We start from the raw sequence: 24,254 nt of genomic DNA, 5'->3' as shown, positions 1-24,254 counted from the left end.
CGGTGGCTCACTTCGGCGCCAGGCGGATGGCGCCGTCGAGGCGGATCACCTCGCCATTGAGCATGTCGTTCTCGAAAATGTGCTTCGCGAGCCTGGCGTAGTCCTGCGGCGTGCCCAGGCGCGAAGGGAAGGGCACGCTGGCGGCCAGCGCGTCCTGCACTTCCTTGGGCATCCCGAACAGCATGGGCGTGCCGAAGATGCCGGGCGCGATGGTCATGTTGCGGATGCCGTTGCGCGCCAGGTCGCGCGCGATGGGCAGCGTCATGCCGACCACGCCGCCCTTCGAAGCGCTGTACGCGGCCTGGCCGATCTGGCCGTCGTAGGCCGCGACGGAAGCGGTGCTGATCATGCAGCCGCGCTCGCCCGTGCTCTCCGGCTCGTTCTTCGACATGGCTTCAGCCGCCAGGCGGATCATGTTGAAGCTGCCCACCAGGTTGACCATGATGGTCTTGGTGTACAGCGCCAGGTTGTGCGCGCCGTTCTTGCCGACGGTCTTTTCCGCGGGCGCGATGCCGGCGCAATTCACCAGGCCCATCAGCTTGCCCAGCGACACGGCCTTGGCCACCACGGCCTGGCCGTCGGCTTCCTGGCTCACGTCGCACTTGACGAAGGCGCCGCCGATCTCCTTCGCGACGGCTTCGCCCTTCTCGGCCTGCATGTCGGCGACGACGACCTTGCCGCCGGCTTCGGCCAGCATGCGCGCGGTGCCTTCGCCCAGGCCGGACGCGCCGCCGGTGACGATGAAGACCTTGCCCTTGATGTCCATGGAACTTGCTCCTGATTGGTGAGTTGACGTGCACGTCAATTATCCGCGACTCGCGGCGCCGGCCGCCGCGCGAGAATGCGCACCCCGCGCGAGCGCGCGACCGAAGGAAGTACGTGAAGGCAATCGTTGGCCGGCTGAAGCTGGCTTTGGGTTTCGTCGTGGTCGCTCTGGCGGCCGGCTGCGCGCAGACGCCTCCCGCGCCGCCCGTCCCAGTGGCCCCGCCCGCAGTGGCGCAGCCAGCGCCACCCAAGCCGCCGCGCATCGGCCTCGCACTGGGCGGCGGCGCCGCGCGCGGTTTCGCCCACGTGGGCGTGATCCAGGTGCTGGAAGAAGCGGGCCTGAAGCCCGATCTCGTCGCCGGCACTTCGGCGGGCAGCCTGGTGGCCGCGCTGTACGCGAGCGGACGCAATGCAGCCCAGCTGCAGCAGGCCGCGGAAGCCATGGACGAGGCCGCATTCGCCGACTGGACGCTGCCGTTGTTCAACCGCGGCATGCTGCGCGGCGAGGCGCTGGCGCGCTACGTCAACGCACAGGTCGGCCACAAGCTGCTGGAGCAGATGGCCATGCCCATCGGCATCCTTGCAACGCGGCTGGACACAGGCGAAGGCGTGCTGTTCCAGCGTGGCGACACCGGCACGGCCGTGCGCGCCTCGAGCGCGGTGCCGGCCGTGTTCCTGCCTGTGAAGATCGCGGGGTCGGAGTACGTCGACGGCGGACTGGTGTCACCGGTGCCTGTGCGCTATGCGCGCCAGATGGGCGCGGACTTCGTGATCGCTGTGGACATCTCGTCGGCGCCGGAAGGCAATCCCTCGGGCGATCCGCTGCAGATCCTGCTGCAGACCTTCGCCATCATGGGCAAGAGCCTGAACCGCTGGGAGCTGAAGGAAGCCGACCTGGTGGTGCGGCCCTCGCTCGTGGGCATGAGCGGCGCCGATTTCGCTTCGCGCCGCCGCGCCATCGAAGCCGGCCGGGCCGCCATGCAGCGTGCGCTGCCTCAGCTGCGCGCGGCGCTCGCGGCAGCGACGAAGTGAAGCGCCCATAAAAAAGCCCGGACCTTGCGATCCGGGCCGAAGGATCCCTGAACTCCGAAGAGTGTCGAAAGGACCCGAGGAGACAACCTGAAGAACTCCTGGTCGATCACAAGGAGTGTCGGATAGATGCTCCGTGGCGGATAGAGTTCCGGCTCCAACCCAGTTGGTGCCGGCGCTCAGTGTTTCAAGCCTTGCTCAGCGCTTGGCGCGGGCGGTGGTCTTGCCGGCGTTCACCGCCGTGCTGGCCACGGCGTTGAAGTTGGCTTCGGCGACTTCGGTGGCCTGCTTGACGGCCTTCTGCACCGATTCCAGCGCGTTGTTGCCGGCGGCGACAGCGCTCTTGAACACGGCGACGGCGGTCTCGGAACCGGCAGGCGCGTTCTTGGCGGCGTTGTCCACGGCGGCCAGGAACTTCTTCTGCGCGTCGGTGGCCTGCGACTCGAAAGCCTTGCCGAATTCGGCGCCGGTGCCGGCGGCGATGTCGTACAGGTGGCGGCTGTAGGCGGCGGTCTTCTCGGCCAGGGGCTGGAACAGGCTGGCTTGCAGGGCCAGCAGTTCCTGCGCGTCCTTGACGCTCAGGAAGGTCTGGGTCGTGCCCGCGGATTCGGCGATGGCGGCCTTGGTGGCGGTCAGGTTCAGCTCGACGAGCTTCTCCACGCCTTCGAAAGCCTTGGTGGTCAGGCCGAAGAGGGTCTCGACGGAAGCCTTTTGCGAGGCCAGGACTTGTTCAGCGGTCAGCATTGCGAATCTCCAGGTGGTGGCGGGCGGTGGTTCGGGGCACTGTCTGGGAAACCCAGTTCTTGTTGCAGTGCAGCATGGATCGAAGTATAGGGATGTCGTCCACCGTTGCAAGCGATTTTTGTTGCGCCGCAGCATTCTAGAAGCCGGCCCCTAGAAACCGCCTGCCGGGACGGCCCGCAGACAATCGCCGCATGCAGGTTTTCTACGCGACGCAGTTCGTGCTGCCGTTGCCCGCGGGCCACCGGTTCCCGATGGCCAAGTACCAGCTCCTGCGCGACCGGCTGGCCGATGAGCTGCCTGCGGTCCAGCTGCGGCAGGCGTTGCCCGCCACCGACGGCGAACTGGCCCTGGCGCATTCGCCAGAGTACATCCAGGCCATCAGTGACGGCACGGTCGACCCAGTCATCCTGCGCGAAATCGGCTTTCCCTGGAGCCCGGCCATGGCCGAGCGGGCGCGCCGTTCCGTCGGCGCCACCATCGCGGCCTGCCGCGCGGCGTTCAACGAAGGCGTGGCTGGCAACATCGCCGGCGGCACGCACCACGCCAGCGCCGATCGCGGCGGCGGCTTCTGCGTGTTCAACGATGCCGCGGTCGCGTCGCGCCTGATGCAGGCCGAGCAGTTGCGCCGCGGCCGCCGCCTGCGCGTGGCGGTCATCGACCTGGACGTGCACCAGGGCAACGGCACGGCGAGGATCTTCCGCGGCGACGACTCGGTGTTCACGCTGTCGCTGCATGGCCAGAAGAACTTTCCGTTCCGCAAGGAAGCTTCCGATCTCGACGTCGACCTGCCCGACGGCTGCGGCGACGACGAGTACCTGCACGCGCTGGAAGGCGCGCTGGGCGAACTGGAGAGGCGCTTCGATCCGGGCCTGGTGATCTACCTCGCCGGCGCCGATCCGCACGAAGGCGATCGCCTCGGGCGGTTGAAGCTCACCTGGGACGGCCTGGAGGCGCGCGACCGCCGCGTGTTCGAGTGGGCCTGGGAGCGCGGCCTGCCGCTGGCTTTCGCGATGGCCGGCGGCTACGGCAAGCGCATGGAAGACACGGTGCAGGCGCAGGTGAACACTTTCGGCGTCGCCGCGCAGTACTGGCAGCGCTGGCAGAATCGCCGCCGATGAGCGACACGCCCACCGCCGCGTCCAAACCGCAGGCCGAGCCGCGCGAAGCCTACAAGGCCTTCCGCACCATCACCACCCGCTGGATGGACAACGACGTGTACGGCCACGTCAACAACGTCATCTACTACAGCTGGTTCGACACCGCGGTGAACGCGCACCTGATCGAAGAGGGCGCGCTGGACATCCACGGCGGCGGCACCATCGGGCTGGTGGTCGAGACGCAATGCAACTACTTCGCGCCGCTGGCTTTCCCGCAGTCCATCGAAGCCGGCATCCGCGTCGCCAGGCTCGGCGGCTCCAGCGTGCGCTATGAAGTCGGGCTGTTCGCCGCCGGCGAGCCCACCACCGCGGCGAAGGGCCACTTCATCCACGTCTACGTCGACCGCGAAACGCGGCGGCCGGTGCCGCTGCCCGCGGCCCTGCGCGCCGTCCTGGAGAAATTGCAATGAGCAGCAGCACGCCACAGGTGAGTACGCCCGTGGAAGATCCGCCCAGCGTGGCCGCGGCCATCGAGAGCCGCTTTTCCGCCCGCGCTTTCCTGCCGCGCAACGTGCCGCGCGAAACCCTCGAGCGCATCCTGCGCATCGCCAGCCGCGCGCCTTCGGGCACCAACACGCAGCCGTGGCGCGTGTACGTGCTGCAGGGCAAGTCGCGCGACGAGCTGGTGCGCCAGGTGTGCGCCGCGCACGACGCCATCTACGCCAATCCCGCGCTGGCCGCCGAGTACCGCGAGGAGTACGACTACTACCCCGAGAAGTGGGTGTCGCCGTACATCGACCGGCGCCGCGAGAACGGCTGGAGCCTGTATGGCCTGCTGGGCATCGCGAAGGGCGAGAAGGACAAGATGCATGCGCAGCACCAGCGCAACTTCCGCTTCTTCGACGCGCCCGTGGGCCTGATGTTCACCCTGGACCGCGTGATGGGCCGCGGTTCGCTGGTGGACTACGGCATGTTCCTGCAGAACCTGATGGTGGCCGCGCGCGCCGAAGGCCTGCACACCTGCCCCCAGGCGGCGTGGAACGGCTATGCGCGCATCGTGCTGCCGCACATCGGCGCGGGTCCCGACGAGATGCTGGTGTGCGGCATGTCGCTGGGCTGGGCGGACAAGTCGGCGCGCGTGAATGAGTTCACCACGCCGCGCGAGCCGGTGGAGAAGTTCACCCACTGGCTGGAGTGACCGGGAGATAAAAAGAGGGCGCGGCATCGGTGCCTCGATGCCGCGCCCTGGCGTCAAGAACCGTCCCGCCGGACGGTTCGCCGGCGGCCGCTGTCCGGACGGCCGCCAGATGCCGCGAGCGCCTTCAGGACCCGTCGAATCGCACGTCCGGGTTCCGGCTCTCGAAATCCTTCACCTGCTTCTCCGCGTCTTCCCTGGCGATGCCGTGCCGCTCCTGGATGCGCCCGAGCAGCTGGTCGCGGCGGCCGGCGATCACGTCCAGGTCGTCGTCGGTCAGGTGGCCCCAGCGTTCCTTGAGGCGGCCCTTCAACTGCTTCCATTGGCCGCGCAGCCGGTCGTTGTTCATCGCGTCGTTGCAGGTGTGTTGGACGCACTGTAGGCAGCGCCGGGCGCCGCGTCGGTAGGAAGGCGCCTCGCCGCGCAGGTCGGCGCGCGCCTACAGCAGAGCCAGGCCCCCCTTGCGTTGGTATGCTCACATGCTCGGCCGCGCAAGGCGACCGTCCCGAGGAGACATGAAAAAAGCACTCATCGCGGCAGGCCTGGCCCTGCTGCTGCCCCACGCCGTGTTGGCGGCCGAGCTCGACGGCCGCCAACTCGCCCCCGCCTGGGGCCTGCCGTTCGCCGGCATCCTGTTGAGCATCGCACTCGCGCCCTTGCTGGCGCCATCGTTCTGGCACCACCACTACGGCAAGGTGGCCGCCGCCTGGGCGCTGGCGTTCCTGCTGCCTTTCGCGGCGATGTTCGGGCCCGGCGCGGCCGGCTCGGCCTTCGTGCACGCGCTGGTGGGCGAGTACGTCCCGTTCGTCATCCTGCTCACGGCGCTGTACACGGTGGCCGGCGGCATCTACATCCGCGGCAACCTGCACGGCAGCCCGAAGCTGAACACCGCGGTGCTGGCCATCGGCGCGGTGCTGGCCAGCTTCATGGGCACGACAGGCGCGTCCATGCTGCTCGTGCGCCCGCTCATCCGCGCGAACGACAACCGCCGGCACAAGGCGCACGTGTTCGTGTTCTTCATCTTCATCGTCTCCAACGCCGGCGGATCGCTCACGCCGCTGGGCGACCCGCCGCTGTTCCTGGGCTTCCTGCAGGGCGTGGACTTCTTCTGGACCGTGTTCCACATCTTCCCGGAGACGCTGTTCCTGGTGGGGTGCCTGCTGGCGGCGTTCTTCGTGCTGGACAGCTGGTACTACCACCGGCGCGAGGAAATCCAGCGGTTCGACCCCACGCCCGACACGCCGGCCATCGGCTTCGCTGGCGCGCGCAACTTCTGGCTGCTGGCGGCGGTGATCGTGCTGGTGCTGCTGTCCGGCTTCTGGAAGTCGGCCGCCGGCTTCGACGTCGCCGGCGTGCGCGTCGGCCTGCCCGGGCTGGTGCGGGACCTGGGGCTGATCGCCGTGACCATCGTCTCGCTGCGCATCACGCCCGCCGCGGTGCACGAGTCCAACCAGTTCTCCTGGGGGCCGATGCAGGAGGTCGCCAAGCTGTTCGCCGGCATCTTCCTCACGATCATCCCCGTCATCGCCATGCTCAAGGCCGGTACCGAAGGGCCGTTCGGCCCCATCGTGCGCGCTGTCACCCGGCCCGACGGCTCACCCGATCCCGCCATGTACTTCTGGGCTTCCGGCCTGCTCAGCTCCTTCCTCGACAACGCGCCGACGTACCTCGTGTTCTTCAACACGGCCGGCGGCGATGCGCAGACGCTGATGAACGCGCTGGCGCCCACGCTGGCCGCGATCTCGGCCGGCTCGGTGTTCATGGGCGCCAACAGCTACATCGGCAACGCGCCCAACCTGATGGTCAAGGCCATCGCCGAGGAGCGCGGGGTGAAGATGCCCGGCTTCTTCGGCTACATGGCGTGGTCCATCGCCTTCCTCATCCCGCTGTTCGCCGTGATGACCTTCCTCTGGTTCCGCTGAATTCCATGACCAAGCCCGCCATCCTCGTCGCCCGTTCCATCTTTCCCGAGGTGCTGCAGAAGCTGCGCCGGCACTTCGAGGTCGAGTCCAACGACGGCGACCAGCCGCTGTCGCGCGAGCAGCTGATCTCGAAGCTGCAGGGCAAGGCGGGCGCGTTCACCACCGGTGGCGAGCGCATCGACGCCGGCCTGCTCAAGGCCTGCCCGCAGCTGCGCATCTGCGCCAACATGGCCGTGGGCTTCAACAACTTCGACCTGCCCGCGATGACGGCGGCCAAGGTGCTGGGCACCAACACGCCCGACGTGCTGACCGAGACCACGGCCGATTTCGGCTTCGCGCTGCTGATGGCCACGGCGCGCCGCATGACCGAGAGCGAGCATTTCCTGCGCGCGGGCCAGTGGAAGAAGTGGGCCTACGACATGTTCGCCGGCGCCGAGGTGCACGGCAGCACGCTGGGCATCCTGGGCATGGGCCGCATCGGGCAGGGCATCGCGCGCCGCGGCGCGCATGGCTTCGGCATGAAGGTGATCTACCACAACCGCTCGCGCCTGGCGCCCCAGCTCGAGAAGGAATGCGGCGCCACCTACGTCGGCAAGGAGCAGCTGCTGCGCGAAGCCGATCACCTGGTGCTGGTGCTGCCGTACTCGAAGGAGTCGCACCACGCCATCGGCGCGGCGGAACTGGCGCAGATGAAGCCCACGGCCACGCTCGTGAACATCGCGCGCGGCGGCATCGTGGACGATGCCGCGCTGGCGAAGGCGCTGCGCGAGAAGCGCATCGCGGCCGCGGGCCTGGACGTCTTCGAGGGCGAACCGCAGGTGCATCCCGACCTGCTCACCGTGCCCAACGTCGTGCTCACGCCGCACATCGCCAGCGCCACCATCAAGACGCGCCTGGCCATGGCCAACCTGGCCGCCGACAACCTGGTCGCCTTCCTCACGCAGGGCAGGCCGCTGACGCCGCTCAACCCGGAGGCGCTGGGCTGAGGGAGGCCGCCATGGGCGGCCTGAGTCGAGAGCTGGCCTGGCTGATCACGGGCCAGGTGTTCCTGCATGCCAGCATGGCCGGCATGCGGATGGCGGCGCCGCTGATGGCGCTGCGCGCGCACTACAGCGAAGCCGCGGTGGGCGTTCTGCTGGCGCTGTTCGCGCTGACGCAAGTGTTCCTCGCGCTGCCTGCCGGCCGGTATGCCGATCGCCACGGCCTGCGCCGGCCGTTCGGGCTGGCGGTCATCGCGGCGTCCATCGGCGGCGGCATCGCGGTGGCTTTCCCCATCTTCCCGGTGCTGTGCCTGTCGGCGCTGCTCACGGGCGGCGCCACCGGCACGGCGGCCATCGCGCTGCAGCGCCACGTGGGCCGCGCGGCGGTGGGACCGACGCAGCTGAAGCAGGTGTTCTCCTGGCTCGCCATCGGGCCGGCGGCATCGAACTTCCTCGGGCCCTTCGCGTGCGGCCTGGCCATCGATGCGGCGGGTTTCCAGCTGGCATTCCTGATCGTCGCCGTGCTGCCGCTGATCGCGTGGTTCTGGGTGCGCGGCGCGAACGAGCTGCCGCCGGTGCCTCCGCCGCCCGGCAACCACCGCCAGACCGCGTGGGACCTGCTGCGCGAGCCCATGTTCCGCCGCCTGCTGCTCGTGAACTGGCTGCTGTCGTCCTGCTGGGACGTGCACACCTTCGTCGTTCCGGTGCTGGGGCACGAGCGCGGCCTGTCGGCCTCGGTCATCGGCACCATCCTCGGCGCCTTCGCGGTCGCGGCCGCCGCCGTCCGCGTCCTGCTGCCCACGGTGGCGGCCAGCCTGCGCGAATGGGCGGTGGTCACCTCCGCGATGGTCGCCACGGCGGTGCTGTTCTTCGTCTACCCGTTCCTGCGCGCGCCGCTGGCGATGGGCACCTGCTCGGTGCTGCTCGGCTTCGCGCTCGGCACGGTGCAGCCGATGATCATGAGCACGCTGCACCAGATCACGCCGGAACACCGGCATGGCCAGGCCGTGGGCCTGCGGCTGATGGCGATCAACGCGTCGAGCGTGAGCATGCCGCTGCTGTTCGGCGCGGCCGGCGCCGTCGTCGGCATCTCGTCGGTGTTCTGGGCGGTAGCCGCGCTGGTGGGCGCGGGCACGAGGGTGGCCATCGGGCTGCGCGACGCGCAGCCGGCTCACAACTTGTAGAAGCCGCGGATGTGGTCCCAGGCGGCCTGGGGCTCGTCCGCGTAGCGGAAGAGCTGCAGGTCCGCCGGCGAGATCACGCCTTCGTCCACCAGCACGTCGAAGTCGATCAGGCGCTTCCAGTAATCGCTGCCAAACAGCACGATCGGCACCTGCCTGGCCTTGCGCGTCTGCACGAGCGTGATGACCTCGAACAGCTCGTCCAGCGTGCCGAAGCCGCCGGGGAAGGCGACCAGCGCCTTCGCGCGCATCATGAAGTGCATCTTGCGCAGCGCGAAGTAGTGGAACTTGAACGACAGCGCCGGCGTGACGTACGGGTTGGCCGCTTCCTCCATCGGCAGCGCGATGGAAAGCCCCACGCTGATGCCGTCGCCTTCGTAGGCGCCGCGGTTGGCCGCCTGCATGATGCCGGGGCCGCCGCCGGTGCAGATGAACAGCATGTCGCGCGGCTCCTTGCCGGCGCTGTACTCGGCCACCAGCCGGCCGAAGGCGCGCGCCTTCTCGTAGTAGTGCGCGTTGCGCGCCAGCGCCTTGGCGCGGCGCAGCACCTCGGGGTCGCCGCCGGCCTCGGCCGCCGTGACCAGCGCGGTCGCCTCGTCCTGGCTGCGGAAGCGCGCGCTTCCGAAGACGACGATGGTGTTCTCGATGCCGTGCGCCTGCTGCTCCAGGTCGGGCTTGAGCAGCTCCAGCTGGAAGCGGATGCCGCGCGTCTCGCGGCGCAGCAGGAACTCGGGGTCGGCGAAGGCCAGCCGGCTGGCGTCCTGGTCCAGCGGCAGGCCGGCGTCGGAATGCGCCTTGATGGTGGCCCAGGCGTCGGCCAGGCGGTTGTCGTGCAGGTTGCGGGTGGATGCCATGCGGGCATTGTGGCGGGAAAGCCGCGCGCTTTGGGCCGGCGCGGCGTTATCCTCCGCGCCCAGAAAAGACGAGGAGGGAACGATCGTGGAGGAGCCACTGTTCCATGTCTTGCTGCAAGGGCAGCAGGTGGGCCCGTACGACCGGCGCACCATCGTCGGCATGCGGATCAAGAAAGCGCTGACCAGCGAGCACGAGCTGGTGGGCACCGACGGCAGCCGGCTCACCGTGGCCGACCTGATCCGGCGCGCGCCGGCCGAGCCTTTCAGCCCGCAGCGCACCAGCGCGCATTCCATCGTGCAGGCCACTTACCCCGGCAGCCTGGCCGGCGTGCATGGCGCCGGCATGCCCATCCCGGCCTTCCGCGGCGAAGTGGAGATTCGCGTCCAGCCCGACGTGCTGCGCATCGCGGGCCGGCACCGGGAGGGCCTGGGCTGGAAGGACAGCCGGGTGAAGCTTCCGGTGCAGGACATCGCCGAGACGAAGGTGCAAGGCAGCGAAGTGGAACTTGGCGTGCGCCATGAAGGGCGGCCGGCGCTGCAGCGTGTGCGGCTGGAGCTGTTCACGCCGCAGGCCGCCGGCGAACTCGTCGCCTGGTTGCCCAACGCGCGTGCGCCCCAGGCGGCAAGCACTTCGCGCGCGGTGGGCGCGCCGCCGATGATGTGGGCGTCGGTCGCCGGCGTCACGCTCGCCGTCTTCATCGTGATCGGCGTGATGCTGGCGCGGCGCGTCTATTGACCGGGCAGGGCGGCCACGATGAGGAACACCGGCACGATCACTTGCGCGATGCGCGGCAGCAGATCCATCAAACCGCCCTGGAATCCAGCCAGCGCAGCAGCGGCGCGCGCGCGGGCGTGAGCCCCTTGTACGCCAGCACGGCATCGGTCATCGAGGCCAGTGATTCACGCAACCGCGGAGCGAGGCCGAGCGTGCGCGCGGCTTCCACCAGCGGCTGCAGCATCACGCGGATGGTGAACACCGCCTGCCGCGTGCCGCGCCCCACCGGGAAGAAGGTCTGCCGCTCCACGCGTAGCCAGCAGCCGGCCGCGAACGCAGCCGCATCGGCGGCATCGGGCCACGGCGCGCGCGGCTGGCGGCGCGGATGCTGGTCGTGGCGCGGCGAGGGGCTGATCGTCCACACGTGACGCTCCCAGCGCTCGCCGCCGGTCGCCAGCTGCACCAAGTGGGAGCCCGCCGCCAGCAGCGTGGCGGCGTCGGCCACGGGCGCGTGCACGGCGCTGAAGTCCAGGCCGAGCTTGTCTTCCGGCGCCCAATGCGAAGGCACGCAGACGCAAAGCCACGGCAGGGTGCCGGTGACCCCATCGAGCACGGCGAAGTCTTCCTCGAACGCCAGCTCGGGCGGAGCGGCTGGGTCGATTCGCAGACCTTGCTCAGACACCTGTCGTGCGATGGCTTCCAGCGCCGGTCCTGGATCGAAGCCCGGCATCGCATGGCGCGACGCACCCGCCTCGAACACGCGCCGCTTCTCCTCATGCAGCGCGCTGCCCGGCCGCAGCGCCGTCAATTGCGGCTCGCCCGCGGCCAGCTTCCGCAAGCCCGGCTGCATGCGGAACGGCGAAGCGACCAGCTGCGGATCGAGGACGGTGGTGGGCATGGGCATCAAAAAAGGCTCCCGTCGGGAGCCTTCGCTGGAGGGGAGGGACGGGCCTCAGACGCGCCGGCGGTACTCGCCGGTGCGGGTGTCGATCTCGACCTTGTCGCCCTGGGCCACGAAGATCGGCACGCCGATCTCGAAGCCGGTGGCGATCTTGGCCGGCTTGAGCACCTTGCCGGACGTGTCGCCCTTGACGGCGGGCTCGGTCCAGGTGATCTCGCGCTCGACGCTGGTGGGCAGTTCCACCGAGATCGCCTTGCCTTCGTAGAACACCACCTCGGCGGGCATGCCTTCCTCGAGGTAGTTCAGGGCGTCGCCCATGTTCTCGTTCTCGACTTCGTACTGGTTGTACTCGCCGTCCATCCAGACGTACATCGGGTCGGCGAAGTAGGAGTACGTGCAGTCCTTCTTGTCCAGCACGATCTGGTCCATCTTGTCGTCGGCCTTGAAGACGACTTCGGTGCCCTGGTTGGACAGCAGGCTCTTGAGCTTCATGCGCACGGTGGCGGCGTTGCGGCCGCCGCGGGCGTATTCGGTCTTGAGCACGACCCAGGGGGCGCTGGAATGCATGATCACGTTGCCGGCGCGGATTTCTTGAGCGATTTTCATGGACTGTGAGAGGCTGAGGTAGGCCGCGGGGCCGGCGCTCGCGAGCGTGCGGTAGGCGGCGGGGGCGCGCAAGCCGACAGTGGCTGCGTGCGCAAAGCCTCCTATTTTAGCCGTTTCCCGGCACCCGTCCCTGTCTTAAGCGCCTCTTAAGCGCCTCCAGCCCATCCTCGGGAGATGCGAATTTCCCGTCCGGCGTTGCACACCGAAACATTGGTGCTGCTCGCGGCGCTGTGGCTGCTGGCGGCCTGCAATGCTCCTTTCTGGCACTCGATCCTGGCCGGCCGTGACCCGCACGCGCCGGGCACCTGGGCGTTCATGGCCGCGCTGTTCACGGCCTTCGCCGCCGCCTACACGGGCTTTGCGCTCCTGCTGGCCACCCGCTGGACCGTCAGGCCGCTGCTGGCGATCCTGCTCGTCACCGGGGCCTGCGTGTCGTTCTACATGGAGCGCTACTCGGTTTATTTCGACCGGACCATGTTCGCCAACGTGATCGCCACCAACTGGGGCGAGGCGCGCGAGCTGCTCAGCATCGAATTCGTGCGCCACGTGCTGCTGCTGGGCGTCCTGCCCGCCGTGGCGCTCTGGTGGCCCCGGCTGCTCAGCCGGCGTCCCCTGCGTGCCGCGGCCGTCCGCACCGGCTGGATCACCGGCGCGGCCATCATGGTGGTCGCCAGCCTGCTGCCGGTGTTCGCCGACTTCGCTTCCGCGATGCGCAACCAGCGCGAAGTGCGGCACCTCCTCGCGCCGGGCAACGTGGTGGCCGCCTCGGCGTCGTACTACTTCGGCCGCGCATCCCGGCCCGCGGGCCCGCTGGCGGTCGTGGGGCAGGACGCGCGCACGGTTGCGACCCCGGACCGCCGTCCCACGCTGTTCGTGCTGGTGGTCGGCGAAACGGCACGCGCCCAGAACTTCTCGCTCAACGGGTACGACCGCCTCACCAACCCGGAGCTGGCCAAGCGCGACATCGTCAATTTCAGGAATGCCACCTCCTGCGGCACTTCGACCGAGGTCTCGCTGCCGTGCATGTTCTCGCCCTACGGACGCGAGAACTACGACGAGCGCGCCATCCTCTCGCACGAATCGGTGCTGCACGTGCTGCACCGCGCCGGCGTGCAGGTGCTGTGGCGCGACAACCAGTCGGGCTGCAAGGGCGTGTGTGCGGGCCTTCCGGCCGAGCAGATGGACCATGCGGCCGTGGAGGGGCTGTGCCCGGAGGGGCAGTGCTACGACGAGGTGCTGCTGCACGGACTGGACCGCGTGGTGCGCGACGCCCACGGCAACCTGCTGGTCGTGCTGCACCAGCTGGGCAGCCACGGGCCGGCGTACTACCGGCGGTATCCCGCGGCGTTCCGCCGCTTCGCGCCCGCGTGCGAGCAGGACGAGCTGCGCCGCTGCACGCCGGCGGAGATCGTCAACGCGTACGACAACTCGCTGCTGTACACCGATTATTTCCTTGCGCAGCTGATCGATTTCCTGAAGACGCAATCCGGCCGTTACGACACCGCCATGCTGTACATGTCGGACCACGGCGAATCGCTGGGCGAGTCGGGCCTGTACCTGCACGGCATGCCTTATCCCATCGCCCCCGACGTGCAGAAGCACGTGCCCATGGTCGCCTGGTTTTCGCCGGGCTTCGCGTCGGCTTCGCACCTGGACGTGGGCTGCCTGCGCAGCCGCGCGGCGCAACCGGTCTCGCACGACAACCTGTTCCACACGCTGCTGGGCGTGATGCAGGTGCAGGCCAGCGTCTACCAGCCGGACAAGGACATCCTGGTCCCGTGCCGGGCCGTCACGGCGCGAAACGCACAGTGACGAGCAGGCCGCCCGCGGCCGACTGTTCCAGCGCCACGCCGGCGCCATGGCGCTCCGCCACCGCCTTGACGATGGCCAGGCCCAGGCCGCTGCCGCCGCCCGCGGATTGGCCGGCGCCGCGGTAGAAGCGGTCGAACACCCGCTCGCGTTCTTCCGGCGGGATGCCCGGGCCGCTGTCGGCCACCTGCAGCAGGCAATGGCCGTCCCTGAGCAACGCGCACACGTCGACGCGCCCGCCGGCCGGCGTGTGGCGGAGGGCGTTGTCCACGAGGTTGTTCAGCAGCGTGGTGAGCTGCGACAGGTCGGCCAGGATGATGGGCTCGCCGGCCACTTCCGCGCCCAGGTCGATGCCGCGGGCCTCGGCGCGGGCGCTGAAATGCGCGACGCAGGTGCGCGCCAGCTCGCCCAGGGCCACCGGCCGCGGCTTCAGCTCCGCGCCTTCGGGCCCCAGCTTCGACAGCTGCAGCAACTGCTCCACCAGGTGCTGCGCGCGTTCCACGCCGGCGGCCAGCTCGGCCATCGCCTCGCGGCGCTGCGCTTCGTCGCCAGCGCGCTCCAGCAGCTGCAGTTGCAGGCGCAGCGCGGTCATGGGCGTGCGCAGTTCGTGCGCGGCATCGGCGACGAAGTGCCGCTGCACCGCCAGCGCGTCGCCCAGCCGCGCCATCAGGCCGTTCACGGCGCCGACCAGCGGATGCAGTTCCCTGGGGTGGTCTTCCAGCGCGATGGGGTGCATGGCCTCCGCGCTGCGCGCCGCCACGTCGTCCGCGGCGGTGGACAGCGGCGTCAGCCCGCGCCGCACCGCGATGGCCAGCAGCACGACGATCAGCGACAGCAGTCCCAAGGTGGGGCCGACGAGTGCGGAGATCGATTCGCGCGCCAGCAGCTCGCGCTCGCTGGCCAGCTGGGCCGACTGCACGATGCGGTCGTGCAGCACGATGGTGTACAGGTACCAGCGGTGCCCTTCGATGACCACCTGGCTGAGCCCGCTGCGCGAGCGGAATGGCAGGTGGACCGCCGCGTCGGAACTGTTCAGCAGCCGCCCGTTGAGGCTCCACACCGCGGTGACGAATTCGAACTTGCCGTATTCCTCGTAGATGCGCGGCAGCTGCTCGGCCAGCCGCGGTGGGTTGCCCCGCGTGCCGCCCTGGTGGTGAGCCAGGGCCAGCGCGACCTGCTTGAGGTTGTCGTCGAACACCTCGCCCATCTCGCTCTCCAGGATGTACCAGGAGCCCGCGAGGAGGACTGCCGCGCCCACGGCCAGCGCGCCCATGATCCAGGCCAGCAGGTTGCGGTGGATGGAGCGCATGCTCAAGGCGCGCTGACCTTGTAGCCCACGCCGCGCACATTGCGGATGGTGCTTGCGCCCAGCTTGCGGCGCAGGTGGTGCAGGTGCACTTCCACCGCGTTGCTGCCCACTTCCTCGCCCCAGCCGTACACCGCCTCTTCCAGCTGCTCGCGCGAGAGCACGGCGCCGGGCCGCTGCATCAGCGCTTCCAGCAACGCGAACTCACGCGGGGAGAGGCCGACCGGCTCGCCGGCCAGGCGCACCTCGCGCTTGACCGGATCCAGCTGCAGGCTGCCGCACGAAAGTTCGGGCGTGGCGGTGCCCGCGCTCCGGCGCAGCAGCGCGCGCACGCGGGCGATCAGCTCGTCCAGGTCGAAAGGCTTGAGGACGTAGTCGTCGGCGCCCGCGTTGAGGCCCGCGATGCGGTCGGGCACGCCGTCGCGCGCGGTGACCACGAGGACGGGCAGCCGCAGCCCCCTGGCGCGCAGGTCGCGCAGCACCTGCATGCCGTCCTTGCCGGGCAGGCCGAGGTCCAGCACGGCGGCGTCGTACACGCCGTTGCCCAGCGCCAGCTCGGCGGCGCGGCCGTCCTGTACCCAGTCGACCGCGAAGCCCGCGCCGGCCAGCCCCTGCTGCACGGCGCGGCCGATCATGGCGTCGTCTTCAGCGAGCAGCAGTCTCATCGCGGTGCAGGGCCGGCAGCACGAAGCTGCACAGCCAGGCCCAGGTCCAGCAGAGCCAGGCGGTCCACAAGGTGTGGCTGGCGAAGTGAGCGCCGCGCAGTTGCTGCGCCACGCCCATGGCCGCGCCCGCCACCAGCGCGCCGGCGAGCCACGCGCGAGCCACGCGTGGCTGGTGTTCGCGGAAGGCGAAATAGCCGGCCAGCCAGGCGAAGCCCGCGGAGGCGTGGCCGCCGGGGAAACACTGGCCGGAGCCGCCATCGGACAGGCCCCAGGCCCAGTGCGAGACAAGGCGCGCCTTGCCGCCGAACTCGCGCAAATCCCACGGACAGCTGGTGAGGCTGTGATGCTTGAGGACCGAGATCAGCAGCATGCCGGTGAGCGCCGTGGCCAGCAGCCAGCCGATGCGCGCGCGCGGCAGCCGGCGCAGGACGCCGGTGGGCCGCCACAGCGCGCTCACCGGCCACAGCACCATCAGCCACACCGCGGTGCGGGCCCCCTCGTGCAGCACCTTCGACCACAGCCAGTTGTCGCGCAGCGGGAAGCCGCCCGCGTGGCTGGCCCACTGGGCCGCCGGCAGGTCCAGGCCGGAAGCGTCCCATCCCAGCACCAGCACAAGCGCGGCGACGGTGGGAACGAGCAGGGGAGGGAGGGTCTGGCGAAGCATGGAAAGGAGGAGGGAGCGCCGTCATCCACCGGCAGCGAAGCCCGTCAATTGGCTGGCGAGGTCCGGCATGGCCTGGGCCCGGTCGCGTGCCCCGGTGACGCATTGTCGCCAAGCGTCGAAATCCGCCCGGGGCAGCGCATGGTGCGGCTGGTTCCAGGCATGGTGGAACTCGCGCAGGCCGGCGGGGGCCTGCAGCCAGTCGAGGAAGGCATCGAGCTTCGCCAGGTGGACGCCATCCGCCTGCGGATACGGGTTCCACACGAACGGCCGCCCAGCCCACAACGCGCGCACGAAGGAGTCTTCGCCGCGCACGAAGTTGGCGTCGCAGGCCCACAGCAGGTGGTCGTACCCGGGCTGCGGCATCAGCGGCAGCCAGTCGATCGCGAGGCGCGAGGCCGCGGGCAGCGAGGGCAAGGCCGCGCGGACGGCCTGTGCCGCGCGGCCGGCGGTGACCAGCAGGCGAACCGGCTCCGCGGCCGAAGCCAGTTGCGCCAGCCATGCGGGCAGCCCGGGCGGTTCGTAGCAGAACAGGCTGATGAGGCGTTCACCTTGCCAGTCCACCCCATGGGCACGCAACCAGCTGGCGCGGTCGAACGCAGCCTGACGCGCGGCGAGGTCCGGTTCGCGCAGCAGCCCGCCGGTGGCGGCGGTGAAGCCGGGATAGAAGAAGCGCTTGGCCAGCCCGAGGGCGGGGCCGGCCATCACGGGCGAGGGCAGGCCGTGGCAGCGGTCCACCCACGGTTCCGCGGACAGGTATTCGAGATTGATCCACGCGGGCTGGTGGCCGGTTGCGCGGGTGCGCGCCGCGATGGCGGCCTGCACCGGCTCGTCGAGCTCGCAGCCGAAGGCTTCGATCACCGCGTCGCCGGGCAGGGCATCGCGCGCCTGGGCCCATGCGTGCACCGCCACCTGCGGGTGCCCCTGCGGCGCCATCCAGGCCAGCGCCGACGCGTCGTCCACGTACAGCCGCACCTGGTGACCCAGCGTGCCCAGCTGGGACGCCAGCCGCCAGCACACGCCGATGTCGCCGTGGTTGTCGATGACCTTGCAGAAGATGTCCCAGCGCATGCTGCCGGGATAATACGGGTCGATGTCCGCCGCGCATTCCGAACAACTGCTGGCCGAGGTGGCCGCGCTGCCGCAGCTGCCCGGTGTCTACCGCTACTTCGACGCCGAAGGGGGCGTGCTGTACGTGGGCAAGGCGCGCAACCTGAAGAAGCGCGTCTCCAGCTACTTCCAGAAGAACCACGGCGGCACGCGCATCGGGCACATGATCTCGAAGATCGCCCGCATGGAGACCACGGTGGTGCGCTCCGAGGCCGAGGCGCTGCTGCTCGAGAACAACCTCATCAAGGCGCTCGACCCGAAGTACAACATCCTCTTCCGGGACGACAAGAGCTACCCCTACCTGAAGATCCACGGCGCGCCCGACAAGGTGGGCTTCGACGACGCGGCCGCGCACGGCCCGCACAGCGCGGCCGACTTCCCCCGCGTCGCCTACTACCGCGGCGCGGTGGACCGCAAGCACCGCTACTTCGGCCCTTACCCCAGCGCCTGGGCGGTGAAGGAATCCATCCAGCTGCTGCAGAAGGTGTTCCGCCTTCGCACCTGCGAGGACACCGTTTTCGCCAACCGCACGCGGCCCTGCCTGCTGTACCAGATCAAGCGCTGCTCGGGCCCTTGCGTGAACCTGGTCGCACCCAAGGACTACCAGCAGGACGTGCGCAACGCCGAGGCTTTCCTGCGCGGCGACACGCAAACCGTGCTGGCGCAGCTGGAAAAACGCATGACCACGCATGCGGAGCGGCTGGAATTCGAGCAGGCCGCCGAATTGCGCAACCAGATGTCGGCACTGTCTAAAGTGCTGCACCAGCAGTCGGTGGACACCGGCTCCGACAAGGACGCCGACGTGCTGGCGGTGAAGGTCCAGGGCGGCAAGGCGTGCGTGAACCTGGCCATGGTGCGCGGCGGCCGCCACCTGGGCGACCGGCCTTACTTCCCGTCGCACATCGAAGACGCCACGGTGGTGCAGGATTTCGACGACGCGCAGGACGCGGCGCCATCGCAGCCGGTCGAGGTGCAGATTCTGGAGGCGTTCATCGCGCAGCACTACATCGGCGTGCCGGTGCCGCCCACGCTGATCACCAGCGTGCAGGTGTCGCGCGAGCTGATCGACGCGCTGTCCGACCAGAGCGGCGTGCGTATCACCGCCGTGCACCAGCCGCGCGAGCAGCGCCGGCTGTGGCTGGAGATGGCGCAGAAGAACGCCGACCTGCAGCTGGCGCGCCTGCTGGCGGAGGAAGGCTCGCAACAGTCGCGCACGCGCGCGCTGGTCGATTCGCTGCACCTGGAACCCGACGAGCTGGAGGGCTTCCGCGTCGAGTGCTTCGACATCTCGCACACGGCGGGCGAGGCGACGCAGGCCTCGTGCGTCGTGTACCACCACCACAAGATGCAGAACGGCGAGTACCGCCGCTACAACATCGACGGCATCACGCCCGGCGACGACTACGCCGCGATGCGGCAGGTGCTCACGCGCCGCTATTCGCGGCTGGCCGAAGTGGGGCGCGATTCGCCCGAAGCCTCGCCGCCGGATGGCGAAGCGGAAGTCCCGGCCGCGGCCGAGCCTGACACCGGAGCGGAAGCCGCGCCGAAGAAAAAGGCTTCCACGCGCGGCGGCGCGACGCGCCTGCCCGACCTGGTGCTGGTGGATGGCGGCCGCGGCCAGGTGAGCATGGCGCGCGAGGTGTTCGCCGAGCTGGGGCTGGACCTGTCGGTGATCGTCGGCGTGGAAAAAGGCGAGGGCCGCCGCGTCGGCCTGGAAGAACTGGTGTTCGCCGACGGCCGCGAGAAGGTGTACCTGGGCAAGGACTCCGCCGCGCTGATGCTGGTGGCGCAGATCCGCGACGAGGCGCACCGCTTCGCCATCACCGGCATGCGGGCGCGGCGCGCGAAGGTGCGCGTGGGCGGCAGCAAGCTGGAAGAGATCCCGGGCGTGGGCGCGAAGAAGCGCGCGCGCCTGCTGCAGCGCTTCGGCGGCATCCGCGGCGTGGCTTCCGCGGGCGTGGACGACATCGCTTCGGTCGAGGGCATCGGCCGTGAATTGGCAGAGGAGATTTACCGTGCGCTTCACTAGATGGTTCACCGCCGGCTGGGCGGCCTTGCTGGCGGCTTGCGGCTCGCAGGGGCCCGCGCCTTCCCCGGCGGTGGTGTCACCCGGCGCGCAGCAGGCCACCGTGGCGGCCGCGCATCCCACCGGGCCGTCTCGCAGCTGGGACGACTACAAGATGCGCGCCGCGCGCCGCATCCACGAGACCAGCCCTGCCGAGACCTTCGCCGGGCCCTTGCCCGATCCGCTGCGGTCCATCCCCGTGCTGCAGGTGCAGTTGAATCACGATGGCTCGGTGCGGCACATCAACGTGCTGCGCATGCCGCGCCAGTCGCCCGAGACGGTGGAGATGGCCATGCGCGCCATCCGCCGCGCCGCGCCGTTCGAACCGGTGGGCCACCTGCCGCAGCCCTGGCAGTTCAACGAGACCTTCCTCTACAACGACGACCTCAAGTTCCAGCTCCGCACGCTGGCCGAAGCGCCTTGACGCCGCGGCGGCCCATGGCGTCACGGGCGCCATGACAGAATCGCGCCCATGTTCTTCACCGTCCCCACGATCCTGACCTGGACGCGCATCGTCGCGATCCCCCTGATCGTCGGCGTGTTCTACCTGGGATTGCCGCACCCGGTGCAGAACCTGGTGGCCACGGTGATGTTCATCGTGTTCGCGCTCACCGACTGGCTGGACGGCTTCCTGGCGCGCCAGCTGAAGCAGACGTCCGCGTTCGGCGCGTTCCTGGATCCGGTGGCCGACAAGTTCCTGGTCTGCGCCTCGCTGCTGGTGCTGGTGCACCTGGGGCGGGCCGACGTGTTCGTGGCGCTGATCATCATCGGCCGCGAGATCGCAATCTCGGCGCTGCGCGAGTGGATGGCGCAGATCGGCGCTTCGCGCAGCGTGGCGGTGCACATGCTGGGCAAGGTGAAGACCACGGTGCAGATGGTCGCCATCCCCTTCCTGCTGTTCGACGGCCCGCTGTTCGGCACCATCGACACCGGCTACTGGGGTCACATCCTGATCTGGGTCGCGGCCATCCTGACCGTGTGGTCCATGGTCTATTACCTGCGCAAGGCCCTGCCCGAGATCCGCCAGCGGGTGAAGTAAGGATTCCCGTGAGCGACAACGGCCGGCAGGCCCTGCTGGTGCGGGCGATGCCCGCGGTCTTCGTCCTGATCTGGAGCACCGGCTTCATCGTCGCGCGCTACGGCATGCCGCACTCGCCGCCGATGAAGTTCCTGGCGATGCGCTACGCGCTGTCCGTGGCCTGCTTCCTCGCCTGGGCTGCGGCGGCCCGCGCCGCCTGGCCGCGCAGCCGCGCGCAGTGGGGCCACTTGGCGGTGACCGGCGTGCTGATGCACGCGGGCTACCTGGGCGGCGTGTGGGCCGCAGTGAAGGATGGCATGGGCGCCGGCCTCACGGCGCTGCTGGTCGGCCTGCAGCCGGTGCTGACGGCGTTCTGGGTTTCGGGCCGCGGTGGCGAGGTGGGGAAGCGCCAATGGGCCGGGCTGTCGCTGGGACTGGCCGGGCTGGTGCTGGTGGTCTGGCAGAAGCTCGGGATGGGCGAAGTGCATGCGCGCAACCTGATGTTCGCGCTGGTCGCGCTGCTGGCCATCACGGCGGGCACGCTGTACCAGAAGCGTTTCGTCCAGCCGTGCGACGTGCGTACCGCCAACCTGGTGCAGCTGTCGGCGGCGCTGCTCGTCACGCTGCCGGTCGCGCTGCTGGAACCGGAGGCGATGCACTGGGTGACGGAAGCGGGCGTCAACACCGAGCTGATCGGCGCCATGGCCTGGTCGGTGCTGGGCCTCACGCTGGGCGGCAGCTCGCTGCTGTACCTGCTGATCCAGCGCGGCGCGGCCACCACCGTCACCAGCCTCATGTACCTGGTGCCGCCCAGCACGGCGCTGATGGCCTGGGCGCTGTTCGGCGAGCCGATCACCGCGGCCATCGTCGCGGGCGTGGCGCTCACCGCGATCGGCGTCAGCCTGGTGGTGCGGGCGCCGGTGCCGGTGCCGATCCCCGCGCGCCGGTAGAGAATCCGCGCATGCTGGAAGGCTTCGAATCGCGGGAGTTGCAGCGGGACGGCGTGCCGCTGAGGGTGCGCCGCGGCGGCGAAGGTCCGCCGCTGTTGCTGCTGCACGGCCATCCGCAGACTTCGTGCATGTGGCACCGCGTCGCGCCTGACCTGGCGAAGTATTTCGAACTGGTGCTGGTGGACCTGCGCGGCTATGGCGATTCGGGCCGGCCGGCGGCGGGCGAGGGCAGCGCCGCGTACTCGAAGCGCGAGATGGCGCTGGACGCGCTGCACGTCATGCGATCGCTGGGGCACCAGCGGTTCGGCGTGCTGGCCCATGACCGCGGCGCGCGCGTGGCGCATCGCCTGGCGGCGGACCATCCACAGGCGGTCAGCCGCATGCTGCTGCTGGACATCGCGCCCACGCTGGCGATGTATGAGCAAACCTCGCGCGACTTCGCGCTGGCGTACTGGCACTGGTTCTTCCTGGTGCAGCCGCCCCCGCTGCCGGAAGCGCTGATCGAATCCGATCCCTCGCGCTACGTGCGCAGCGTGATGGGCGCGCGGCACGCCGGGCTGGCCGCGTTCGCGCCCGAAGCGCTGGCGGAGTACCAACGCTGCGCGGCCATTCCCGGGACAGCCGCTTCCATCTGCGGCGACTACCGCGCGTCCGCCGGCATCGACCTGGCGCACGACCGCGATGACGTCGCGGCGGGCCGCAGGCTGGACATGCCCTTGCGCGTGCTGTGGGGACAGCACGGTGCGGTGGGCCGCAACTTCGACGTGCTGGCGTTGTGGCGCGAGCGCGCATCGCAGGTCGAGGGGCAGGCGCTGCCCTGCGGCCACTACATCGCGGAGGAGGCGCCGCAGGCGCTGCTGCGCGAAGCTTTGGAATTCTTCAGGAGAACGTGATGAGCAAGAAAAGAATCGCGGTCATCGCCGGCGACGGCATCGGCAAGGAAGTGATGCCCGAGGGCGTGCGCGTGATGGAAGCCGCCGCCACGAAGTTCGGCATCGACCTGCACTTCGACCGCTTCGATTTCAGCAGCTGGGACTACTGCGAGAAGCACGGCAAGTACCTGCCCGACGACTGGAAGGACCAGATCGGCGGCCACGACGCCATCTTCTACGGCGCGGTGGGCTGGCCCGCGAAGATCCCCGACCACGTGTCGCTGTGGCAGTCGCTGCTGCTGTTCCGCCGCGAGTTCGACCAGTACGTCAACCTGCGCCCGGCGCGCCTGATGCCCGGCATCGTGGCGCCGGTGGTGCGCAAGGACGGCAGCAAGCGCGAGCCCGGCGAGATCGACATGTACATCGTGCGCGAGAACACCGAAGGCGAGTACTCGGCCATCGGCGGGCGCATGTACCCGGGCACGGACCGCGAGATCGTCATGCAGGAGACAGTGATGTCGCGCGTGGGCGTTGACCGCGTGCTGAAGTTCGCGTTCGACCTGGCTCAATCGCGGCCGAAAAAGCACCTGACCAGCGCGACGAAGTCGAACGGCATCGCCATCACCATGCCGTACTGGGACGAGCGCGTGGCCGAGATGGCCAGGGCGTACCCGGGCGTGAAGGTGGACAAGTTCCACATCGACATCCTCACCGCGCACTTCGTGCAGCGTCCCGACTTCTTCGACGTGGTGGTGGCCAGCAACCTGTTCGGCGACATCCTGTCCGACCTGGGGCCGGCGTGCACCGGCACCATCGGCATCGCGCCCAGCGCCAACCTGAACCCGGACCGCAAGTTCCCTTCGCTGTTCGAACCCGTGCACGGCTCCGCGCCGGACATCGCGGGGAAGAACATCGCCAACCCGATCGGCCAAATCTGGTGCGGCGCGATGATGCTGGAGTTCCTGGGGCACAAGGACGCGCACGACGCGGTGCTGCGCGCGATCGAGAAGGTGCTGGAGCCCGGATCGGGCGCGCCGCGCACGCCGGACATCGGCGGCACCGCATCGACCGGCGACCTGGGCAAGGCCATCGCCGCTGCCCTGTGAGAGCCACGCCGCGGCGCGTGTCGTGACAAAGTTGCGCGGCGCCGCATGCGTGGCGGGCGGCAACCGGTGGAGCCGCACCTAGAATGCGCGGCCACGCCCGTGGCGCCTGTTGTAAACCTGCGAGCCTTATTGACACGCCCCGGGGGGGTGGCTCTAATCCTCGCAGTGGCCCGCGGCCGCGCAAGCAAGTCTCCCTTCCCCTGGCATCCGGCACCGCCCGAAGGCGTGCGCCAAGGGGCGGGAGACAAAAATTTTTAAAGAGAAGACGTCCTGTCCAACTCCATCTCTCTTCGAGGGGCACCTGTGAACAAAACCGAACTGATCGAGCACATCGCGAAGCACGCCGACATCTCCAAGGCGGCCGCCACGCGTGCGCTGGAATCGATGATCGGCGCCGTGAAGACGACGCTGAAGAAAGGCGGCTCCGTGTCGCTGGTGGGCTTCGGCACCTTCGCCGTGGGCAAGCGCGCCGCCCGCAGCGGCCGCAATCCCCGCACCGGCGCACAGATTAAAATCAAGGCTGCCAAGGTGCCCAAGTTCCGTCCCGGCAAGGCGCTGAAGGATGCGCTGAACTGAAGTCGGTTAGCCCGGTGGGGTGCTTAGCTCAGCTGGTAGAGCGGCGCCCTTACAAGGCGTAGGTCGGCGGTTCGATCCCGTCAGCACCCACCACCCAAGCGAAGGCGAACGGCAAGTTCGCCTTTGT

The 24,254-nt window shown here is 69.5% G+C and carries 26 protein-coding genes and 1 tRNA gene; 17 read left to right on the top strand and 10 right to left on the bottom strand.

From position 1 onward, the window contains the following. Positions 1-7: 7 nt before the first annotated feature. Positions 8-766, bottom strand: a complete 759-nt coding sequence (locus tag EZ216_RS05850) for a 3-hydroxyacyl-CoA dehydrogenase (RefSeq protein WP_135248678.1) — start codon at positions 764-766, stop codon at positions 8-10. A 113-nt stretch (positions 767-879) separates the two neighbouring features. Here EZ216_RS05850 and EZ216_RS05845 point away from each other — a divergent pair, with 113 nt between their 5' ends. Next, entirely contained in the window at positions 880-1,797 is a 918-nt protein-coding gene (locus EZ216_RS05845) for a patatin-like phospholipase family protein (protein WP_239024276.1), read from the top strand. A gap of 195 nt (positions 1,798-1,992) precedes the next feature. Here EZ216_RS05845 and phaP read toward each other — a convergent pair whose 3' ends face one another. Continuing rightward, positions 1,993-2,538, bottom strand: coding sequence for a TIGR01841 family phasin (gene phaP / locus EZ216_RS05840; protein WP_135248676.1), 546 nt, complete (start codon positions 2,536-2,538; stop codon positions 1,993-1,995). Between the two features lie 191 nt (positions 2,539-2,729). On the opposite strand from phaP, the gene EZ216_RS05835 reads away from it, so the two are divergent. The 3 genes from EZ216_RS05835 to EZ216_RS05825 are packed head-to-tail and all read left to right on the top strand — an operon-like array spanning position 2,730 to position 4,833. Beyond that, positions 2,730-3,656, top strand: a complete 927-nt coding sequence (locus tag EZ216_RS05835) for a histone deacetylase family protein (protein WP_135248674.1) — start codon at positions 2,730-2,732, stop codon at positions 3,654-3,656. Then, positions 3,653-4,105, top strand: coding sequence for an acyl-CoA thioesterase (locus EZ216_RS05830; RefSeq protein ID WP_135248672.1), 453 nt, complete (start codon positions 3,653-3,655; stop codon positions 4,103-4,105). The genes EZ216_RS05835 and EZ216_RS05830 overlap by 4 nt, the downstream gene beginning before the upstream one ends. Next, positions 4,102-4,833 (top strand): nitroreductase, encoded by a 732-nt coding sequence (locus EZ216_RS05825; protein ID WP_135248670.1) that lies wholly within the window; start codon positions 4,102-4,104, stop codon positions 4,831-4,833. Before EZ216_RS05830 ends, EZ216_RS05825 begins: the two co-directional genes overlap by 4 nt. A gap of 124 nt (positions 4,834-4,957) precedes the next feature. On the opposite strand, the gene EZ216_RS05820 is transcribed toward EZ216_RS05825, so the two are convergent. Next, positions 4,958-5,179, bottom strand: coding sequence for a CsbD family protein (locus EZ216_RS05820; protein WP_135248668.1), 222 nt, complete (start codon positions 5,177-5,179; stop codon positions 4,958-4,960). Between the two features lie 166 nt (positions 5,180-5,345). Between EZ216_RS05820 and EZ216_RS05815 the strand changes: the two genes are divergently transcribed. The 3 genes from EZ216_RS05815 to EZ216_RS05805 are packed head-to-tail and all read left to right on the top strand — an operon-like array spanning position 5,346 to position 8,916. Beyond that, positions 5,346-6,752: a sodium:proton antiporter gene (locus tag EZ216_RS05815; protein WP_135248666.1), complete on the top strand. Its 1,407-nt coding sequence runs from the start codon at positions 5,346-5,348 to the stop codon at positions 6,750-6,752. 5 nt (positions 6,753-6,757) lie between these two features. Further along, positions 6,758-7,738 carry a 2-hydroxyacid dehydrogenase gene (locus EZ216_RS05810; protein ID WP_135248664.1) on the top strand — a complete coding sequence of 327 codons (981 nt, stop codon included), beginning with the start codon at positions 6,758-6,760 and terminating at the stop codon, positions 7,736-7,738. A gap of 20 nt (positions 7,739-7,758) precedes the next feature. Further along, a complete protein-coding gene (locus EZ216_RS05805) occupies positions 7,759-8,916 on the top strand; it encodes an MFS transporter (protein ID WP_135249126.1) in 1,158 nt (385 codons plus the stop codon). Here EZ216_RS05805 and EZ216_RS05800 read toward each other — a convergent pair. Next, complete coding sequence (locus EZ216_RS05800; protein ID WP_135248662.1) at positions 8,904-9,767, bottom strand: LOG family protein; 864 nt, start codon at positions 9,765-9,767, stop codon at positions 8,904-8,906. The genes EZ216_RS05805 and EZ216_RS05800 overlap by 13 nt on opposite strands. An 85-nt stretch (positions 9,768-9,852) precedes the next feature. Here EZ216_RS05800 and EZ216_RS05795 point away from each other — a divergent pair, with 85 nt between their 5' ends. Next, positions 9,853-10,503 (top strand): hypothetical protein, encoded by a 651-nt coding sequence (locus tag EZ216_RS05795; RefSeq protein WP_135248661.1) that lies wholly within the window; start codon positions 9,853-9,855, stop codon positions 10,501-10,503. A gap of 67 nt (positions 10,504-10,570) precedes the next feature. Here EZ216_RS05795 and EZ216_RS05790 read toward each other — a convergent pair whose 3' ends face one another. Next, the gene (locus EZ216_RS05790) at positions 10,571-11,380 is read right to left on the bottom strand and encodes a heme-dependent oxidative N-demethylase subunit alpha family protein (protein WP_167772835.1); all 810 of its coding nucleotides are present in this window, start codon (positions 11,378-11,380) and stop codon (positions 10,571-10,573) included. Between the two features lie 54 nt (positions 11,381-11,434). After that, positions 11,435-11,989: an elongation factor P gene (gene efp / locus EZ216_RS05785; RefSeq protein ID WP_135248657.1), complete on the bottom strand. Its 555-nt coding sequence runs from the start codon at positions 11,987-11,989 to the stop codon at positions 11,435-11,437. Between the two features lie 174 nt (positions 11,990-12,163). Between efp and EZ216_RS05780 the strand changes: the two genes are divergently transcribed. Next, positions 12,164-13,801, top strand: coding sequence for a phosphoethanolamine transferase (locus tag EZ216_RS05780; protein ID WP_135248655.1), 1,638 nt, complete (start codon positions 12,164-12,166; stop codon positions 13,799-13,801). Here EZ216_RS05780 and EZ216_RS05775 read toward each other — a convergent pair. The 4 genes from EZ216_RS05775 to earP are packed head-to-tail and all read right to left on the bottom strand — an operon-like array spanning position 13,779 to position 17,501. Beyond that, entirely contained in the window at positions 13,779-15,107 is a 1,329-nt protein-coding gene (locus EZ216_RS05775) for an ATP-binding protein (protein WP_135248653.1), read from the bottom strand. The two genes, EZ216_RS05780 and EZ216_RS05775, sit on opposite strands and share 23 nt — an antisense overlap. A gap of 2 nt (positions 15,108-15,109) precedes the next feature. After that, a complete protein-coding gene (locus EZ216_RS05770; RefSeq protein ID WP_135248651.1) occupies positions 15,110-15,769 on the bottom strand; it encodes a response regulator in 660 nt (219 codons plus the stop codon). Next, complete coding sequence (locus EZ216_RS05765; RefSeq protein ID WP_135248650.1) at positions 15,750-16,433, bottom strand: phosphatase PAP2 family protein; 684 nt, start codon at positions 16,431-16,433, stop codon at positions 15,750-15,752. The genes EZ216_RS05770 and EZ216_RS05765 overlap by 20 nt, the downstream gene beginning before the upstream one ends. Before the next feature lie 21 nt (positions 16,434-16,454). Then, complete coding sequence (gene earP, locus EZ216_RS05760; RefSeq protein WP_135248648.1) at positions 16,455-17,501, bottom strand: elongation factor P maturation arginine rhamnosyltransferase EarP; 1,047 nt, start codon at positions 17,499-17,501, stop codon at positions 16,455-16,457. A gap of 22 nt (positions 17,502-17,523) precedes the next feature. Here earP and uvrC point away from each other — a divergent pair, with 22 nt between their 5' ends. From uvrC to EZ216_RS05720, 8 genes are all read left to right on the top strand, one after another. Continuing rightward, positions 17,524-19,569, top strand: a complete 2,046-nt coding sequence (uvrC, locus tag EZ216_RS05755) for an excinuclease ABC subunit UvrC (RefSeq protein WP_135248646.1) — start codon at positions 17,524-17,526, stop codon at positions 19,567-19,569. Next, positions 19,556-20,029 carry a hypothetical protein gene (locus EZ216_RS05750; protein WP_135248644.1) on the top strand — a complete coding sequence of 158 codons (474 nt, stop codon included), beginning with the start codon at positions 19,556-19,558 and terminating at the stop codon, positions 20,027-20,029. Before uvrC ends, EZ216_RS05750 begins: the two co-directional genes overlap by 14 nt. Positions 20,030-20,077: 48 nt before the next feature. Further along, positions 20,078-20,644, top strand: a complete 567-nt coding sequence (pgsA, locus tag EZ216_RS05745; protein ID WP_135248642.1) for a CDP-diacylglycerol--glycerol-3-phosphate 3-phosphatidyltransferase — start codon at positions 20,078-20,080, stop codon at positions 20,642-20,644. A gap of 47 nt (positions 20,645-20,691) precedes the next feature. After that, positions 20,692-21,573: a DMT family transporter gene (locus tag EZ216_RS05740; RefSeq protein WP_135249125.1), complete on the top strand. Its 882-nt coding sequence runs from the start codon at positions 20,692-20,694 to the stop codon at positions 21,571-21,573. Positions 21,574-21,584: 11 nt separating this feature from the next. Beyond that, positions 21,585-22,466: an alpha/beta fold hydrolase gene (locus EZ216_RS05735; RefSeq protein ID WP_135248641.1), complete on the top strand. Its 882-nt coding sequence runs from the start codon at positions 21,585-21,587 to the stop codon at positions 22,464-22,466. Then, a complete protein-coding gene (locus EZ216_RS05730; protein WP_135248639.1) occupies positions 22,466-23,551 on the top strand; it encodes a tartrate dehydrogenase in 1,086 nt (361 codons plus the stop codon). Before EZ216_RS05735 ends, EZ216_RS05730 begins: the two co-directional genes overlap by 1 nt. Before the next feature lie 303 nt (positions 23,552-23,854). Then, positions 23,855-24,127, top strand: a complete 273-nt coding sequence (locus EZ216_RS05725; protein ID WP_013901776.1) for an HU family DNA-binding protein — start codon at positions 23,855-23,857, stop codon at positions 24,125-24,127. Between the two features lie 17 nt (positions 24,128-24,144). Continuing rightward, a tRNA-Val gene (locus EZ216_RS05720) sits at positions 24,145-24,220 on the top strand. The last annotated feature ends 34 nt before the right edge of the window (positions 24,221-24,254 follow it).

It is taken from the genome of Ramlibacter humi (assembly GCF_004681975.1).
In the GTDB taxonomy this organism is placed as follows: domain Bacteria; phylum Pseudomonadota; class Gammaproteobacteria; order Burkholderiales; family Burkholderiaceae_C; genus Ramlibacter; species Ramlibacter humi.
This window is presented reverse-complemented; position numbering and strand designations above follow the sequence as displayed.